17 protein-coding genes are annotated in these 15,132 nt (G+C 65.8%); 7 read left to right on the top strand and 10 right to left on the bottom strand.

Features of this window, described 5'->3' with window-relative positions:
• Positions 1-99: 99 nt before the first annotated feature.
• The 6 genes from SPYCW_RS01320 to SPYCW_RS01295 are packed head-to-tail and all read left to right on the top strand — an operon-like array spanning position 100 to position 3,872.
• Positions 100-681, top strand: coding sequence for a thermonuclease family protein (locus tag SPYCW_RS01320; RefSeq protein WP_197715649.1), 582 nt, complete (start codon positions 100-102; stop codon positions 679-681).
• Positions 682-732: 51 nt separating this feature from the next.
• Positions 733-1,113: a fluoride efflux transporter CrcB gene (crcB, locus tag SPYCW_RS01315; RefSeq protein WP_120215242.1), complete on the top strand. Its 381-nt coding sequence runs from the start codon at positions 733-735 to the stop codon at positions 1,111-1,113.
• Complete coding sequence (locus tag SPYCW_RS01310) at positions 1,110-2,333, top strand: RluA family pseudouridine synthase (RefSeq protein ID WP_120215241.1); 1,224 nt, start codon at positions 1,110-1,112, stop codon at positions 2,331-2,333. Before crcB ends, SPYCW_RS01310 begins: the two co-directional genes overlap by 4 nt.
• Positions 2,333-2,953, top strand: a complete 621-nt coding sequence (locus tag SPYCW_RS01305; RefSeq protein WP_120215240.1) for an FMN-binding negative transcriptional regulator — start codon at positions 2,333-2,335, stop codon at positions 2,951-2,953. Before SPYCW_RS01310 ends, SPYCW_RS01305 begins: the two co-directional genes overlap by 1 nt.
• Positions 2,950-3,186 carry a hypothetical protein gene (locus tag SPYCW_RS01300; protein ID WP_120215239.1) on the top strand — a complete coding sequence of 79 codons (237 nt, stop codon included), beginning with the start codon at positions 2,950-2,952 and terminating at the stop codon, positions 3,184-3,186. The genes SPYCW_RS01305 and SPYCW_RS01300 overlap by 4 nt, the downstream gene beginning before the upstream one ends.
• A complete protein-coding gene (locus SPYCW_RS01295; RefSeq protein ID WP_120215238.1) occupies positions 3,183-3,872 on the top strand; it encodes an ATP12 family chaperone protein in 690 nt (229 codons plus the stop codon). Before SPYCW_RS01300 ends, SPYCW_RS01295 begins: the two co-directional genes overlap by 4 nt.
• 181 nt (positions 3,873-4,053) lie before the next feature.
• Here SPYCW_RS01295 and SPYCW_RS01290 read toward each other — a convergent pair whose 3' ends face one another.
• From SPYCW_RS01290 to SPYCW_RS01275, 4 genes are all read right to left on the bottom strand, one after another.
• Positions 4,054-4,857: a crotonase/enoyl-CoA hydratase family protein gene (locus SPYCW_RS01290; protein WP_120215237.1), complete on the bottom strand. Its 804-nt coding sequence runs from the start codon at positions 4,855-4,857 to the stop codon at positions 4,054-4,056.
• Positions 4,858-4,871: 14 nt separating this feature from the next.
• Positions 4,872-5,480 (bottom strand): 2-hydroxychromene-2-carboxylate isomerase, encoded by a 609-nt coding sequence (locus SPYCW_RS01285; RefSeq protein ID WP_120215236.1) that lies wholly within the window; start codon positions 5,478-5,480, stop codon positions 4,872-4,874.
• A 4-nt stretch (positions 5,481-5,484) separates the two neighbouring features.
• Positions 5,485-7,017 carry an acyl-CoA synthetase gene (locus tag SPYCW_RS01280; protein ID WP_120215235.1) on the bottom strand — a complete coding sequence of 511 codons (1,533 nt, stop codon included), beginning with the start codon at positions 7,015-7,017 and terminating at the stop codon, positions 5,485-5,487.
• Positions 7,018-7,291: 274 nt separating this feature from the next.
• Positions 7,292-7,924, bottom strand: coding sequence for a response regulator transcription factor (locus SPYCW_RS01275; protein WP_232014787.1), 633 nt, complete (start codon positions 7,922-7,924; stop codon positions 7,292-7,294).
• Positions 7,925-8,092: 168 nt separating this feature from the next.
• Here SPYCW_RS01275 and SPYCW_RS01270 point away from each other — a divergent pair, with 168 nt between their 5' ends.
• Positions 8,093-9,625 (top strand): class I adenylate-forming enzyme family protein, encoded by a 1,533-nt coding sequence (locus tag SPYCW_RS01270; protein ID WP_120215234.1) that lies wholly within the window; start codon positions 8,093-8,095, stop codon positions 9,623-9,625.
• Between the two features lie 140 nt (positions 9,626-9,765).
• On the opposite strand, the gene SPYCW_RS01265 is transcribed toward SPYCW_RS01270, so the two are convergent.
• From SPYCW_RS01265 to crtY, 6 genes are all read right to left on the bottom strand, one after another.
• Positions 9,766-10,284 carry an AAA family ATPase gene (locus SPYCW_RS01265; RefSeq protein WP_120215233.1) on the bottom strand — a complete coding sequence of 173 codons (519 nt, stop codon included), beginning with the start codon at positions 10,282-10,284 and terminating at the stop codon, positions 9,766-9,768.
• Entirely contained in the window at positions 10,281-10,850 is a 570-nt protein-coding gene (pnuC, locus tag SPYCW_RS01260; protein WP_120215232.1) for a nicotinamide riboside transporter PnuC, read from the bottom strand. Before pnuC ends, SPYCW_RS01265 begins: the two co-directional genes overlap by 4 nt.
• The gene (locus SPYCW_RS01255; protein ID WP_120215231.1) at positions 10,847-11,806 is read right to left on the bottom strand and encodes a phytoene/squalene synthase family protein; all 960 of its coding nucleotides are present in this window, start codon (positions 11,804-11,806) and stop codon (positions 10,847-10,849) included. Before SPYCW_RS01255 ends, pnuC begins: the two co-directional genes overlap by 4 nt.
• A complete protein-coding gene (locus SPYCW_RS01250) occupies positions 11,806-12,387 on the bottom strand; it encodes a TIGR00730 family Rossman fold protein (RefSeq protein WP_120215230.1) in 582 nt (193 codons plus the stop codon). Before SPYCW_RS01250 ends, SPYCW_RS01255 begins: the two co-directional genes overlap by 1 nt.
• 97 nt (positions 12,388-12,484) lie before the next feature.
• Positions 12,485-13,969 (bottom strand): phytoene desaturase, encoded by a 1,485-nt coding sequence (locus tag SPYCW_RS01245; protein ID WP_120215229.1) that lies wholly within the window; start codon positions 13,967-13,969, stop codon positions 12,485-12,487.
• Complete coding sequence (gene crtY, locus SPYCW_RS01240) at positions 13,966-15,123, bottom strand: lycopene beta-cyclase CrtY (protein WP_120215228.1); 1,158 nt, start codon at positions 15,121-15,123, stop codon at positions 13,966-13,968. Before crtY ends, SPYCW_RS01245 begins: the two co-directional genes overlap by 4 nt.
• Between the last annotated feature and the right edge of the window lie 9 nt (positions 15,124-15,132).

Below are 15,132 nucleotides of genomic sequence, written 5' to 3'. Positions count from 1 at the left end.
GAGCGCCGGGAAGTTGATCCATTTTGGACATGGTTTGTTCTCATCGTCAACCGATATTTCACCCTTGCCAAGCGGTGACCACGCGGTCAGGCGCGTGCAATGGTCCGTCCCCGCTTTCTCCCTACCCGGCTACGCTGGCGGCGGCGCCTTCGTTCGCTGCTGGCGCTGCTGCTGATCGCGGCAATGGCGATGATCGCGTGGACCTGGCTGCCCGCGCCGGTGCATGTGGTGCCGCTCGTCCATGTCATCGACGGCGACAGCCTGGCCGTGCGTCAGGGCGACGGGCCGGTGACGATCCGCCTGACCGGGATCGATGCCGCCGAATATCGGCAGGATTGCGCGCGCCGCGACGCGAGCCGCTGGCCGTGCGGGCGGGATGCGCGAACCGCGCTTGAAAGATTGGCGGGCGGCGGTCCGCTGCATTGCGAGGTCGCCGCGAAGGACCGTTACGACCGCACCCTCGCCACATGCCGCACCCGTCCCTTTCCCGACGGTATCGACCTCGGGGCCGAGATGGTGCGGCTAGGCTGGGCAGTGGCGACCAGCGATGATTATCTGCCCGAAGAAGCCGAAGCAGAGGCGCAGCGCCGCGGCATTTGGCAGGGCGATTTTGTGCGCCCCGCCGCGTGGCGCGCCGCGCACGAACGCCCTGCAACTTTGCTGACGGCGCCCGACGGCTAACCCCAACGCACCCGCTATGCCTCGCCGCCGTTTCCGGCTAGGGCGAACGCCATGAACAGCGTGCTTCCCGTCATGATCGGCGGCGCGATCGGCGCCGGTGCCCGCCATCTGGTGGGGCAGGCGATGCTCGCGCGGCTTGGCCCCGGCTTCCCCTGGTGGACGCTGGCGATCAATATCGTCGGCAGCCTGTTGATGGGGATGCTGATCGGTGCGCTGGCGCGCGGCGACGGTATCAGCGATACCGTGCGACTGTTTGTCGGCGTCGGGATCCTCGGCGGCTTCACCACCTTTTCCTCTTTCAGCATGGAATTCTGGATGCTTTTCGAACGCGGCCAAAACGCCCAGGCGGTCGCCTATGTCCTCGCGTCGGTGATCGGCGCGATCGCCGCGTGCGGGCTCGGACTCTTCATCATGCGGCAGGTCCCGGCATGACCGACACCAAGCCGCCGCTCGATAGCGCCACGATCGCCGAGGAAGATGACGGCATCCGCCTCGACCGCTGGTTCAAGCGCCACCGCGAGGGGACGCCGCACGCGCTGCTCGCGCGCTGGGCGCGCTCAGGCCAGCTGACACTCGACGGCAAAAAGGCCGATGTGTCGGACCGCATCGCCGCGGGCCAAAAGCTGGTCATGCCAACGCCGCCGGTCGAAACGGCAGCGCGCCCGGCGCGCAAGGGTCGCCCGCTGACCGACGCCGACGTCGAACTGGCGACGGGGATGCTGATCCACCGCGACGCGAGCGCGATCGTCCTCAACAAATTGCCCGGCCTCGCGACGCAGGGCGGCACCAAGACCGAGCAACATGTCGATGGCCTGCTCGACGCTTTGAAATTCGACGGCCCGACGCGCCCCAAGCTCGTCCACCGGCTCGACAAGGACACGTCGGGCGCGCTGCTGATCGCGCGCACGCCGCGCGCCGCGGCCTATTTCGCCAAAAGCTTTTCCAACCGCAGCGCGCGCAAGACCTATTGGGCGATCATCGTCGGGGTGCCCGACATCCAGCAGGGCGAAATCGACCTGCCGCTCGCCAAGCAACCCGGATCGGGCGGCGAAAAGATGCATGTCCATGACGACGGCCTGCCGTCGAAAACGCGCTACCGCGTCATCGAGCGCGCGGGCAACAGCGCCGCGTGGGTCGAACTGCAACCACTGACCGGGCGCACCCACCAGCTGCGCGTCCATATGGCGGCCATCGGCCATCCGATCGTCGGCGACGGCAAATATGGCGGCAAGGGCGCGTTCCTGACCGGGACGATCAGCCGCAAGATGCATCTGCACAGCCGCCGCCTGCGCATCGATCACCCCGACGGCGGCGCGATCGATATCAGCGCAGAGGTGCCCGAGCATTTCGCTGCCAGCCTCGACGCGCTGGGCTTTGACCTGTTGCTTGGCGAGGTCGGGATCGACATGGGCGAAAAGGGGCCGCCGCCTAAAGCGGCGCTCAAGGCGCAGGCAAAAGCCCATGCCAAGCAGATCCGCAAGGCAAGGCGCGGCGAGCGGCGCGGCCGTTCGGCCGAAGGCAAGCCGACCGATTTCGTCGGCAAGCCCAAGCCGAAAGCCAAGGCGAAGCCCGGAAAGCCCGCACCGAAAAAGCCTGTGGGCAAGAAACCAAGCGCCAAAAAGCACCCGGCGCGCCCGCCCAGAGCCAGCTGATGCATCCCAACAGCGCCTTTCGCCCCCGGCAGGATGACTTGGCCGAGCTGCTGGTCCGCGAAATCGGCTTTGCGGCGATCTTCGCGAGCACCCCCGACGGGCCGCGCGTTGCACATGCACCGGTCGTGCTCAGCGACGACCGCGCCACGCTGCAATTTCACCTCGCGCGCGGCAACGCGCTCACCCGCCACCTCGATGGCGCGACCGCGCTCGCGGTGGTGCAGGGGCCCGATGCCTATGTCAGCGCCAGCTGGTACGCCGATGCCGACCAAGTGCCGACGTGGAATTACGTCGCGATCGAGATGGAAGGTACGGCGCGCAAGCTCGACGACGCGGCGCTGGTGGCGCAGCTCGACATGTTGTCCGCGAGCCATGAAGCGCGCGTCGGTGCGAACCCGCCCTGGACGCGCGCCAAGATGAACCCGGCGCTGTTCAGCAAGATGACCGGCGCCATCGTCGGCTTTGAAATGCGGATCACCGCTTGGCGCCCGACGGTCAAACTGTCGCAGAACAAGTCCGCCGACGAACGCGAGCGGGTGGCCGTCGGGATCGAAGCGACCGGCCACGGCGCGCTTGCCCAGTTGATGCGCCACCTCGGCGGCGATAGGGACAGCGCATGACCCGACCCGACGATGTACTCGCCAAAAAGCGCTTCTTTGCGATGACGATCATGCGCCTGATGGGCGTCGCCTTCATCGCGATCGGCTTTATCCTGATCAGCGGCGGCTTTACGCTTGCGGGCCAGCCGACCGACCGCTGGATCGGCGCCGCGATCGTGCTGGTCGGCGCGTTCGATTTCGCGGTGATGCCGCTGCTGCTCGCGCGCCGCTGGCGCTCGCCTAAAGACCTGTGAAGCGCTTCTGGAAAGAGGTGGCCGTCATCGACGACGATGGCGGCTGGGGCATTGCGCTCGACCGGCGCCCGGTGCGCACACCGCAGTGCGCTTCGCTGGCGGCGCCGAGCGCGGCGCTAGCAGAAGCGATTGCCGCCGAATGGCGCGCAGTGGGCGAAACAATCGACCCCGGCGCAATGCCGATGACCGGGCTGGCCAATGCCGCGATCGACCTGGCGGCGCCCGACGTTGCCGCTTTTGCCGCGCCGGTCGCGGCTTATGCGGAGAGCGACCTTTTCTGCTATCGTGACGCGCGTGACGCGGCATTGCAGGGCGAGCAGGCGGCGGCGTGGAACCCGCTGCTGGCGTGGGCCGAGCGACGTTACGGCGTCGAATTTGCGCTGACGCAGGGCGTGCTGCCGGTCGACCAACCCGCAGCGACGATCGCGGCCCTACGCGATGCCGTGTTCGCACAGGATCCGTGGCGGATCACCGCGCTGACGCCGCTGGTGACGATCGGCGGCTCGCTCGTCGCCGGGCTCGCGCTGCTCGAAAACGCCTTCGACGCCGATGCCTTGTGGCAGGCGGTCAGCCTTGACGAACTATATCAGGAACGCCGCTGGGGCGCCGACAGCGAAGCGCAGAAGGCCCGCGCGGGCAACCAGCGCGCGTGGGACAATGCGGCGCGGTTTTTGAGCTTGCTTTGACTATCATCCCTGTCGCGAAGCGATGGGGAGGTGGCAGCGCCCTTCGACTGCCTTGCAGGCGCTCAGGATAAACTGCGCCTTCGGCGCAGCGCTGACGGAGGGGCATTTGCGCTGCCGTCGCGGCCCCTCCACCATCCTGCGGATGGTCCCCCTCCCCATGCCTGCGGCACAGGGAGGATTTTCAATCCACAAAATTCGGCTTGCGCTTCTGCATATGCGCCATCACCGCCTCGATCTGGTTCGGGGTGCGGATGACCTTGACCTGCTCGTCGCTTTCGGCCTGCAAAATCTCCGCATCGCTCGCATCGCCGAGCATATTGCAGAGCCGCTTCGCGCCACGGATCGCGTGCGGGTTCTTGTCGGCAATCACTGCGGCCAGCTCCATCGCCTTCGCCAGCGGGTCGTCGGACACATGCGTCGCAAAGCCGAGCAGCTTCGCTTCCGAGCCGGTGAATTCGCGGTTGGTATAGATCATCTCGCGCAACACATCGTCGGCGACCTGCGTGCGCCAAAGCGCCATGCCGGCGACGTCGGGAACCAGACCCCAGCGCATTTCCATGATCGCGATACGCGTGTCGGGGTGGACGATGCGGATGTCGGCGGCGGCCATGATCTGGCTGCCCGCGCCGAACGCGACCCCGTGGACCGCCGCGATCACCGGCACCGGCAGTTCGCGCCAGCCCCACGCGGCATATTGGGCGTTATTCGCGATCCCCTGGGTCCGGTCGGCGAGTCCGCCGCCCGCGCTGCTCGCACCGGGATCGCGATCGCCGCCAAGGCTCGACAGGTCGAGCCCGGCGCAGAACGCACGCCCCTCGCCCGACAGAACAACGACGCGAAGTCCGGTGGTCGCCTTCAGCTGATCGACCGCTTCGGCCAGCCCCTCCCACATCGCCGTGTCGAGCGCGTTCATCTTGTCCGCGCGGATCAGCCGGACGTCGGCGATGCCGCCCTCCAACAAGGTGATTGAAATACGGTCTTTCATGGGAGAGTCCTTGTTTAGCATTTCAGCGCGGCTTCAACCAGCGGAAGCTGGTCGTTGCCGAAATATATATCCTGTTTGTCGACGAAGATCGTCGGCGAGCCATAGCCGCCGCGCGCGATGAGTTCATCGGTGTTGGCGCGCAGCCGCGCCTTGACCGCATCGCTCCCCGCCGCCGCCGCGAGCGCTGCGCCATCAAGGCCTTCGGCATCGGCGACCGCCGTCAGCACCGCAGGGTCGTCGAGATTTTCCTGCCGGTCGAAATAACTCGCGAAGGCGCCGCGCGCGAAGCGGACGAGCGCCGCCTGGTCTTCTTCGAGCGCGCAGCAGAAGCGCATCGCGGCGATGCTTTTTGCCGGGTGCCATTGCGACGGGAAATTCATCGGCACCCCGGCAAGGCGCGCCCAGTCCTGCAGCACTTTCCAGCTGTGCTGGAGCCGCCGGTTGTCGGCCTGCTCGCGCGCCGCATAGACGGCCGGGTTCACGGCATTGAATACCCCGCCAACGAGGATCGGCCGGTACACCGCCGCCGCGCCCGTGCGTTCGAGCACCCCCGGCAGGTTGTGGAACGCGAGGCAGGTCCACGGACTCGACAGATCGAAGAAAAACTCGACGCGGGCGGCCATCGGATCAGGCCTCCGCCTTTGCCTTTTCCCAATATTGGTCGCGCAGTAGCCGCTTGTAGAGCTTGCCCGTGTCGTGGCGCGGCAAGGCTTCGAGGAAGTCGATGCGGCGCGGGACCTTCACCCCCGACAATTTTTCGCGCGCATAGGCGACCAGCTCGTCGCGCAGCGCATCGCCCGCGTCGGCCATGTCGGCGGGCTGGACGACCGCGATCACCTCTTCGCCCATTTCCTCGTGCGGGCCGCCGACCACCGCGACGTCGGCGACCTTGGGATGGGTGACGAGATGGTTTTCGATTTCCTGCGGATAGATATTGACCCCGCCCGAGATGATCATGAAGCTCTTGCGGTCGGTGAGGTAGAGGAAGCCCTCGTCGTCGAGCTTGCCGACATCGCCGAGGGTCGACCAGCCCTTCGAATTGCGGCTCGACGCGGTTTTTTCGTCGTCGCCATGATATTCGAAGACATTCTCGCTCTCGAAGAACACCGTGCCTTCCTCGTTGGGTCCAAGCTCGGTCTCGTTATCCTCGCCCATGATATGCACGGTGCCCAGGATCGGGCGCCCGACGCTGCCCCTGTGGGTCAGCCAGTCGGCGCTGGAGATGAAGGTCATGCCATTGCCCTCCGATCCCGCATAATATTCGAACAGCACCGGCCCCCACCAGTCTATCATCGCCTGCTTGACCGGCACCGGGCATGGTGCGGCGGCGTGGATCGCAACCTTCAAGGACGAGGTGTCGTAGCGGGTGCGAACCTCCTCGGGCAATTTCAGCATCCGCACGAAATGCGTCGGAACCCACTGGCTTGAGTTCACGCGATATTTTTCGATATGCGCCAGCGCCGCCTCGGGATCGAATTTCTTCATCAGCACGACGGTGCCGCCCAACCGGTGGATCGTCATCGACCAGCGCAGCGGCGCGGCGTGATAAAGCGGCGCGGGCGACAGATAAATGCTGTCGGCATTGATCTGGAACACCGCCGAGGCGAGCATAACGAGGCTGTTCATTGCGTCGATCGCGGGTTCCTCGGGCAGCGGCACGCGCACACCCTTGGGTCGACCGGTGGTGCCGGACGAATAGAGCATGTCGACCCCGGCGCGCTCGTCGGCGACGGGGGTCGCTGGCATCGCGGCGACGGCATCCTCCCAGCTATCATAACCCGCAATGTCGCCGCCCATCGCGAAACGCTTGACGCCGGTCGTCAGCCGCTGCGCGGCGTCCGCGAGGCTGGCCGAGACGACCAGGATCTGCGCCCCCGAATTTTCGAGGATATAGTCAGTTTCGTCCTGCGTCAGCCGCGACGAAATGCAGACATAACGCAGCCCCGCCCGCTGCGCGCCCCAGGTCAGGCCATAATAATGCGGGGTGTTGTCGAGCATGAAGGCGACGACATCCTCATGCCCCAGACCATGCGACCGGAAGAGCTGCGCAGCGCGATTCGAGGCGGCGTCGAGTTCGCCATAGCTGATTTCCTCGCCCGTCTCGGCGACGATGATCGCGGCTTTATCGGGGTTGGTACGGGCGTGAACTGAGGGGTGCATCGGGCATCATCTCCGGGAATCGTTGCTTTGTTTATGTCGAAGATGAGTAGCAACCTGAAACTTTTGGTCAAGCAAGCTGGGTTTGATGACAGGATGGCGATCAAGAATACGGCATATCCGTGCGTTCTGCGATCAAATCGTCGATCCTGCCTGTGCCGGAGGCATGGGGAGGTGGCAGCCTCGAAGAGGCTGACGGAGGGGCGAGGCGCGACGTTGCTGCCCCTCCGTCAGCGCTTCGCGCTGCCACCTCCCCATCGCTGCGCGACAGGGAGGATTAATCGGGACGCATGCGCAGCGCATAGCCCTGTCCCTTCACCGTATGCAGCATCGGCCAGTCGAAGCCGCGATCGACCTTGGCGCGCAGCCGCGACATATGCACCTCGACGCGGTTCGTACCGGGGTCGAAGTCGAGCCGCCACACGGCGCGAAGTAGCGCGTCGCGCGACAGCGGGCGCCCCGGAACGCGCGCGAGGTTGGCGAGCAGGTCGAATTCGCGCAGCGGCAAGTGAATCAGCCGACCGGCGCGCTCGACGCGCCGGTCGATCAGGTCGATCCGAAGTTCGCCCGCGCCAAGCTGACCCGCGGCGATATGGTGCCTGCGGAGCAAGCTGGCGATACGCGCCAATAATTCGGGGAGATTGCCGGTACAGTCGATGGCATCGTCGGCGCCCGATTCGAGCGCGGTCATCCGATCGTCAAGGCTGTCGCGGTCCGACACCACGAGCAGCGGCCGGCGCCCCGCGATCGAGCGCGCGAGCCGGACAAATTCGGACGGCTCCTGCCAGTCGAGAAACGGATTGATCAGCAACAGGTCGAAGTAGGCGTCGATCCACGCGCGCAGGCCGTCGACATGACGGGGCAGAATCCGCACGACGAACCCCGCGGCCTCGACCGCCGTGCGCAACACCGCGGCCCGATGCGCATGGGGATGATGGATCGCGATCCGTAACTTCCTGTCGCCTATCCCGGCCAAATCCGATGATGCCATCCGCATCCCCCGTCGTCGACGCAACGTCTTGTCGCCCCGCCGCCCCACCGGCATTGCACCGCCTTTCGGCTGTGCTAACCCTGAGCCATGACCAGTATCGAAATGCTTGACGGCGACTTCGCCACCCTGCCCGACCTTGTCCGTGCCCATGCCGCGGAACGTCCCGATGCCGTAGCGGCTGCCGATCCCGAACGGCGGCTCACCTGGTCCGAACTGGATCAATTGACCGACCGAATCGCGGCGCGGTTGCAGCAGGACGGATTTGCGAAAGGCGACCGCACCGCGATCGCCGGATTGAACAGCGTCGAGCAGATGGCCGTCATCCTCGGTGCGCTGCGTGCGGGCGGCGTCGCGGGGCTAGTCACCAACAGCGCGACAGGCGGACAGATGGCGGCGATGATCGCCGACACCGGCGCACGGCACCTGTTCCTCGACAACGCCGCCAAGGCGAGCCTGGAAGGCCAAGGCATTACCGCCAGCGAACTGATCGCGATGGACGGCAGCGATGCAGGAACCCCGCTCGATGCCTGGCTGGCGCTGGCGGGTCCCAAACCAACGCCGGTCGACATCCTGCCCGAGGACGGCTTCAACATCATCTATTCGTCGGGAACCACCGGCACGCCCAAGGGCATCGTTCACAGCCATGCGATGCGCTGGCAGCACATCATCCGCGGCGCCCCCGCTTATGGCCCCAATGCGGTGACGATCCTGTCGACCCCGCTCTATTCAAACACGACGATGGCCAGCTTCATGCCGACCGTCGGGTCGGGCGGGCAGGTGGTGCTGATGAAGAAATTCGACGCGCGCGGTTTCCTTGACCTTGCCGAGCGCGAGCGCGCGACCAACACGATGCTGGTGCCGGTGCAATATCGCCGGATTATGGCGCTCGAGGATTTCGACCGTTTCGATCTTTCCAGTTTTGTAATGAAATATTGCACCTCGGCGCCCTTTCCGGCGACGCTCAAAGCCGATGTGCTGGCGCGCTGGCCCGGCGGGCTGGTCGAAATCTATGGAATGACCGAGGGCGGAGCCGCCTTCATCCTCGAAGCACATCAATTCCCCGACAAGCTGCACACCGTTGGCAAACCCGCGCCGGGGCATATCGCGAAGGTGATCGACGAGGACGGCAACGAACTGCCACAAGGATCGGTCGGCGAAGTCGTCGGGCGGTCACCCGCGATGATGACCGGGTATAACAACCGCCCCGACGCAACCAAGGCGATGCACTGGTACGATGGGGAGGGAAATCTGTTCTATCGCCACGGCGACATCGGGCGGATCGACGAGGACGGGTTCCTGACGCTGATGGACCGCGCCAAGGACATGATCATTTCGGGCGGTTTCAATATCTTTCCCAGCGATCTGGAGGCGATCCTGCTCGCCGACGATCGCGTCGTCGAGGCCGCGGTGGTCGGCATGCCGAGCGAAGAATGGGGCGAAACGCCGGTGGCGTTCGTCGTACTGAAGGACGGCGCCGATGCGGAAGGCGTACGCGCGGACTGCAACGCCAAGGTCGGAAAAACACAGCGGCTGAGCGCGATTACGGTCGTCGACGAACTACCGCGTAGCCCGATCGGCAAGGTGTTGAAGCGCGAATTGCGGGACGCTTATACCGCTTGATCCTCCCTGTGGCGAAGCCATGCGGAGGTGGCAGCGCGACGCGCTGACGGAGGGGCCGTGGCGCTACCGTCGCAGTGCCCCTCCACCGTTCGCTTCGCGAACGCTCCCCCTCCCCATGGCTTCGCCACAGGGAGGATTGATCAGGTCAATGCCGCCGCGTCAATCGCCGCCAGCGCGCTTTGCAGCCGCGCATCGCCGTCGCCTTCGACCCACGCCCATTTGAGCTGGCGCCGTTCAAGCTCACCGATCGCAACGTCCATGAATTGCCGCCGTGCGAGATCGCTGCCGAACAGGCGCGTGCCGTCCTCCTGCCATTCGAGGTCCATCGCCGGCACCAGATAGAGGTCCGCGACATCGTCCCACAGGTCGATTTCAGGCAGGCGACGGCCGAGCAGCATGATCGCCCACGCCTGCGTCATCAGCGCATCGGTGTCCGAAATCAGCCATTCGGGGTTTTGCGCCAAGGCTTCGCGGGTTGCCGCGACATGCCCGTCGAAAATCGCCAGCAGGTCGATTTCGTCCAGATCGGTGCCGTTCGCCTCGGCATAGGTGCGACCATATTCGGGGACGACGAGCCCGCCGAGCCGCAGTGCGAGGCGCGGCGCCAGCGTCGATTTGCCGGTGCTCTCGGCACCGTGAAAACAGATGTGGCGGGTCATGCGGCAACCCTATCCGACGCTGCGGCGCGGCGCCACTGGATCAGCCCGTCGATCGACAGGCCGAGCAGCACGACATAGACCGCGCTGGTCGCGTACAGGCCGCGCCACGCGAACAGCGGGATCGCGATCAGGTCGACGACGATCCACAGATACCAGCTTTCGACGCGGCGCCGCGCCAGCAGCCATTGCGCGGTGATGCTGAGCATCGCAATCGCCCCATCGATCCATGGCGCCACCGCATTGGTATAGCGGTCCATCGCGAAGCTCCACGCGGCCCAAGCGGCGATGGTGACCAGCGCCCATTGCTGTCGCGCGCGCTGGTCCATCCAGCCGACGGGAACCCCGCTGTCATTGCGGGCGCGCAGCCAGCTCGCCCAGCCATAGAGATTGAGCGCGAAGAAAAAGCCCTGCAAAACCATGTCGCTGTACAACCGCGCGTCATAGAAAACGATGGCGTAAAGACTGACCGCGACCAGCGCGAACGGATAATTCCACACGCTGCGCAGCGCGACGAGCGCGACATTGATCAGCACCAGCGCCGCGGCCAGCCACTCGATCTGCGTCATCCGCTCGCCCCGCTACGCGGCCGTGTCCACAGGCCATCGCGGCTGATCCGATGCTGCGGGGGGCGGCGCAGCACCGACCAGCCGGCGCGCGCGATCCAGCCGAGCTTGGCGAGGCGCGTCGTGCTCGCGCGATGGTCCCACGCATGGTCGCCGCGCGCGCGGACTTCGCGCGCGATGTCGCCATAGATTCCCGCGGCAGCGAGCACCGCCCAGCGGCTGCGCGGTGGCAGCTTGCGCGCGCCCCAGCGCGCCGAGGCCTCATATTCCTCGGCCATTTCGGCGAGCCATTTCGCCATCACCGCCAGACGCGACCGAAAGGCGGGGTGCATATGCTGGCCCGGCGGGATGTCGAGTTCGACCAGCCATTCGACGGGCAAATAGCAACGGTCGGCGGCGGCATCCTCGGCCACGTCGCGCGCGATATTGGCGAGCTGGAAAGCGATGCCGAGGTCGCAGGCACGGTCGAGCGTCGCCTGGTCGGCGGAGTCGATCCCCATCACCAGCGCCATCGCAACCCCGACCGCGCCCGCGACATGATAGCAATAGCGCAAAAGGTCGGCCTCGCTGCGCGGGCGCCAGTCGTCCGCATCCAGCGCGAAACCGGCGATGATGTCGTCGATCACGCCGCGCGGGATCGCGACCTCGGTGAGCAGAAAGCCGAGCGCGTCGAAGGCCGGATCGCCTGTCGGCTGGCCGACAAAGGCGTCGTCAGTGAGGGCACGGATGCGGGCGAGCGCGGCCTGCGCATCATGGCCCGGCGCCATCGCGCCGCCATGGTCCTGGCCGTCGGTCAGATCGTCGGCGGCGCGGCACCAAGCATAGAGCAGCCAGACGCGTTCGCGGGTTTCACGATCGAACAACTGGCTGGCGAGCGCAAAACTTTTCGATCCGCGCGCGATGCTGTCGTGCGCGAAACCGTGGAGGGCGTGCGCATCATAGACGCCCGTCCCCTGCATTACAGATCGTCGGCCTTCATCGCAAAGATCGGGGCGTGCGGTTCGTAGGTCGCCATCTTGTCGAGCAGATCGTCGAGCCCGGCATCGACGATCATGATCCCGGCATGCGCAGGGCGGATGAAGCCGACCTCGATCATGTTCCGGTTGAACGCGATCAGGTCGTTGTAGAAACCCGCAGCGTTGAGCAGGCCCACCGGCTTGCTGTGATAGCCGAGCTGCGCCCAGCTGATCGCTTCCCACAGCTCGTCCATCGTGCCGACGCCGCCGGGGATGGTGAGGAAACCGTCGGAAAGGTCGGTAAACATCTTCTTGCGTTCGTGCATGCCGCTGACGACGTGCAATTCGGTGCAGCCACGATGCGCGACCTCGGTGCCGACCAGCGCGTCGGGGATTACCCCGATTACCTCACCCCCCGCCTCCAGCGCGCTGTCGGCCACCGCGCCCATCAGCCCGAGACGCCCGCCGCCATAGACAACGCCGATGCCGCGCTGGGCCAGCGTGCGCCCGACGTGGAGCGCGGTTTCGATATAGATCGGATCGGCTGGGGTCGCGGACCCGCAATAGACGGCAAGACGTTTCATAAACTTCCCCTTACCCGTTCGTGTCGAGCGAAGTCGAGACACCCAACGTCATTTCCGGACCGATGGGTGTCTCGACTTCGCTCGACACGAACGGAAACTAAATTGCGTCTTCGAGCATCAGCTTCGCGGTCGCCTTGGCGCTCCCGACCACGCCGGGAATACCCGCCCCCGGATGCGTACCCGCGCCGACGAAATAGAGGTTCGAAATCACATCGTCGCGGTTGTGCGCGCGGAACCAGGCGCTCTGCCACAGCACCGGCTCCAGGCTGAACGCGCTGCCCAGATGCGCCGACAGATCGCGGCCGAAATCGGCGGGGGTGTAGTGGAAGCTGGTCGCCAGATTGGCTTTCAGCCCCGGCAGCACCCGCGCCTCGACCTCGTCGAGGATCGCATCGGCAAACTGCTGGCCGAACGCGCCATCCCAATCGACCTTCGCCTTGCCCAAATGCGCGACGGGGGCCAGCACGTAAAAGGTCGAATAGCCTTCGGGCGCCATCGCCTTGTCTGTCGCGGTCGGGTGGTGGAGGTAGAGCGAAAAGTCTTCGGGCACGACGCCATTCTTGTAGATATCGTCGAGCAGACCCTTGTAGCGCGGGCCGAACAGGATGCTGTGATGCGCAATATCCGGATACTCGCCCTTGACCCCGAAATGGACGACGAAAAGCGAGGGCGACCAGCGTTTGCGCGCCAGCGATTTCGCCGCTTTCTTGCCGCGTGGATGATCCGACAGCAGCGCGGCATAATTGTGCATCATGTCGCCGTTCGATGCGATCATGTCCGCTTCGCCGCGCCAGCCGCTCGCGGTCTGCACCGCGGTGACGCGGTCGCCCTGCGTCTCGATCTTGATCACCGGATCGGCGAGGCGGAGCGTTCCGCCCAGCCGCTCGAACAGCGCCACCATGCCCGCGACCAGCTTGTTCGTGCCGCCGCGCGCGAACCACACTCCGCCCTCTTTCTCGATCGTGTGGATCAACGCATAGATTGAGCTGGTGTTCATCGGATTGCCGCCGACGAGCAGCGTGTGGAACGACAGCGCCTGCCGCAGACGCTCGTCCTGCACATAGGAGGACACGATCGAATAGACGCTGCGCCACGCCTGATATTTCATCAGCGCCGGCGCCGCCTTGATCATCGAGGCAAAGTCGAGAAAGGCCGCCGAGCCGAGCTTGACATAGCCCTCCTCATAGACCCCCTTCGAATAGGTCAGGAACTTCTCGTAGCCCGCGACATCGGCGGGATTCAGCTTGGCGATTTCGGCATTGAGCGCCGCTTCGTCGTTCGAATAATCGAAATTGGTGCCGTCGGGCCAGTTGAGCCGGTAAAAGGGCATCACCGGGTCGAGCGTGACGTCGGCGGCCATATCCTGGCCGCTGAGCGCCCATAATTCCTGGAGGCATGGCGGATCGGTGATCACCGTCGGCCCGGCGTCAAAGGTGAACCCCTGCCGCTGCCAGTGGTAGCCGCGCCCGCCCGCCTTGTCGCGCGCCTCGACGATCGTCGTCGCGACCCCCGCCGATTGTAGCCGGATGGCGAGTGCGAGGCCGCCGAAGCCGGCGCCGATGACGATGGCAGTACGGGTCATTTCCAGTCCAGTTTCGAAAGCGCCGCAAGCGCGCGGCGAACAGATACGGGCGGCTTGCCTGCCAGGATGCGCAATTTGTCGGCGGCGTTCGACCGTCCCGCGTAAAAGCGCGCGATCAGGCCGGGCGCGAGGCCATAGAAGCGCTGGAATATCCGGTAGCGCTCGTCCGGCTCGGCGGCACGGAACAGCATCGCGCCGAGCATGCGGTAGTAACGCTGGCGGCGCCAGGCCGCCGCGGCGCGCGCGCGGAGCCGTGGTCCCAGATCGCCACGATCGACGAGCATGGGCAGCGCCGCCGCAGTGCGTACCGCATCGGGCAACGAATAGCCGGTCATCGCGTGGAACACCCCGGCACGTACGCCGATCCGACCCACCCGATCGATCTGCGGCCACAGCCGGTCGAAATCGCCCGCGACGACCACCGGCAGCACCCCGGTCTCCTCGCGCGTCACCGCGGTGACGTTCCACTGCCGCCGCGCCGCATAGGTCGCGATCCGGTCGCGCACCGCCGCGACGTCGAGATCGGGCGTGTTGCTGTAATAGGTGTCCTCAACGAACACCGTCTCGGCATCGAAGGGCAGCAGATAGGCGAAGCGATAGCCGTCGAGCTGCTCGACCGTCGCGTCCATCACCACCGGCCGTTCGATGCCATGCCCGCCCTCGACGGTCAGCGCCTGGCCGACGAATTTCTGCCAGCCGCAGTCGAGCATCGATGTCCTGCCGGTGCCGCGCGCATCGATGACATGCTTGGCCGACAAGCGTCCGCCACGCGCCAGCAGCACATGGTCGGGCGCGACATGCTTGGCCCGGTCGGCGATGATCCGCCCCGCAGGCAGCGCCGCGGTGACCGCCTCGGCCAGCGCTTCGCCAGTGATGCTTTTGTAGCCCATGCGGACCCGGCGCTCGCGTTCCGGAAAGGCGACATCATAACGGTCCCAATGATAGCGGACGAGCGGCGCGACGAGCCAGCGGTCGCGCTTGGCAATGTCGCTGTCGAAGAAAGACCAGATGTGATTGCCGCCGATCGCATCGGGTTCGATCAGCCGCACGTCGAGCTTCGGCCGCTTCGCCGCGAGCGCCAGCGCCGCGAGCCCTCCGGCCAATCCTCCGCCGACGATAGCGATGTCGCAAAAATCGGGTTCGGGTGCGGTCATTGCCTCGCC

It is taken from the genome of Sphingopyxis sp. EG6, assembly GCF_003609815.1.
Lineage (GTDB): Bacteria > Pseudomonadota > Alphaproteobacteria > Sphingomonadales > Sphingomonadaceae > Sphingopyxis.
The sequence above is the reverse complement of the archived record's forward strand: the minus strand, read 5'-3'. Positions and strand labels throughout refer to the sequence as shown.

Bases quoted from the DNA above. Each gene is read 5' to 3' on its own strand.
- SPYCW_RS01320 (WP_197715649.1), top strand. From the start codon at position 100: ATGGTCCGTCCCCGCTTTCTCCCTACCCGGCTACGCTGGCGGCGGCGC.
- crcB (WP_120215242.1), top strand. From the start codon at position 733: ATGAACAGCGTGCTTCCCGTCATGATCGGCGGCGCGATCGGCGCCGGT.
- SPYCW_RS01310 (WP_120215241.1), top strand. From the start codon at position 1,110: ATGACCGACACCAAGCCGCCGCTCGATAGCGCCACGATCGCCGAGGAA.
- SPYCW_RS01305 (WP_120215240.1), top strand. From the start codon at position 2,333: ATGCATCCCAACAGCGCCTTTCGCCCCCGGCAGGATGACTTGGCCGAG.
- SPYCW_RS01300 (WP_120215239.1), top strand. From the start codon at position 2,950: ATGACCCGACCCGACGATGTACTCGCCAAAAAGCGCTTCTTTGCGATG.
- SPYCW_RS01290 (WP_120215237.1), bottom strand. From the start codon at position 4,857: ATGAAAGACCGTATTTCAATCACCTTGTTGGAGGGCGGCATCGCCGAC.
- SPYCW_RS01285 (WP_120215236.1), bottom strand. From the start codon at position 5,480: ATGGCCGCCCGCGTCGAGTTTTTCTTCGATCTGTCGAGTCCGTGGACC.
- SPYCW_RS01280 (WP_120215235.1), bottom strand. From the start codon at position 7,017: ATGCACCCCTCAGTTCACGCCCGTACCAACCCCGATAAAGCCGCGATC.
- SPYCW_RS01270 (WP_120215234.1), top strand. From the start codon at position 8,093: ATGACCAGTATCGAAATGCTTGACGGCGACTTCGCCACCCTGCCCGAC.
- SPYCW_RS01265 (WP_120215233.1), bottom strand. From the start codon at position 10,284: ATGACCCGCCACATCTGTTTTCACGGTGCCGAGAGCACCGGCAAATCG.
- pnuC (WP_120215232.1), bottom strand. From the start codon at position 10,850: ATGACGCAGATCGAGTGGCTGGCCGCGGCGCTGGTGCTGATCAATGTC.
- SPYCW_RS01255 (WP_120215231.1), bottom strand. From the start codon at position 11,806: ATGCAGGGGACGGGCGTCTATGATGCGCACGCCCTCCACGGTTTCGCG.
- SPYCW_RS01250 (WP_120215230.1), bottom strand. From the start codon at position 12,387: ATGAAACGTCTTGCCGTCTATTGCGGGTCCGCGACCCCAGCCGATCCG.
- SPYCW_RS01245 (WP_120215229.1), bottom strand. From the start codon at position 13,969: ATGACCCGTACTGCCATCGTCATCGGCGCCGGCTTCGGCGGCCTCGCA.
- crtY (WP_120215228.1), bottom strand. From the start codon at position 15,123: ATGACCGCACCCGAACCCGATTTTTGCGACATCGCTATCGTCGGCGGA.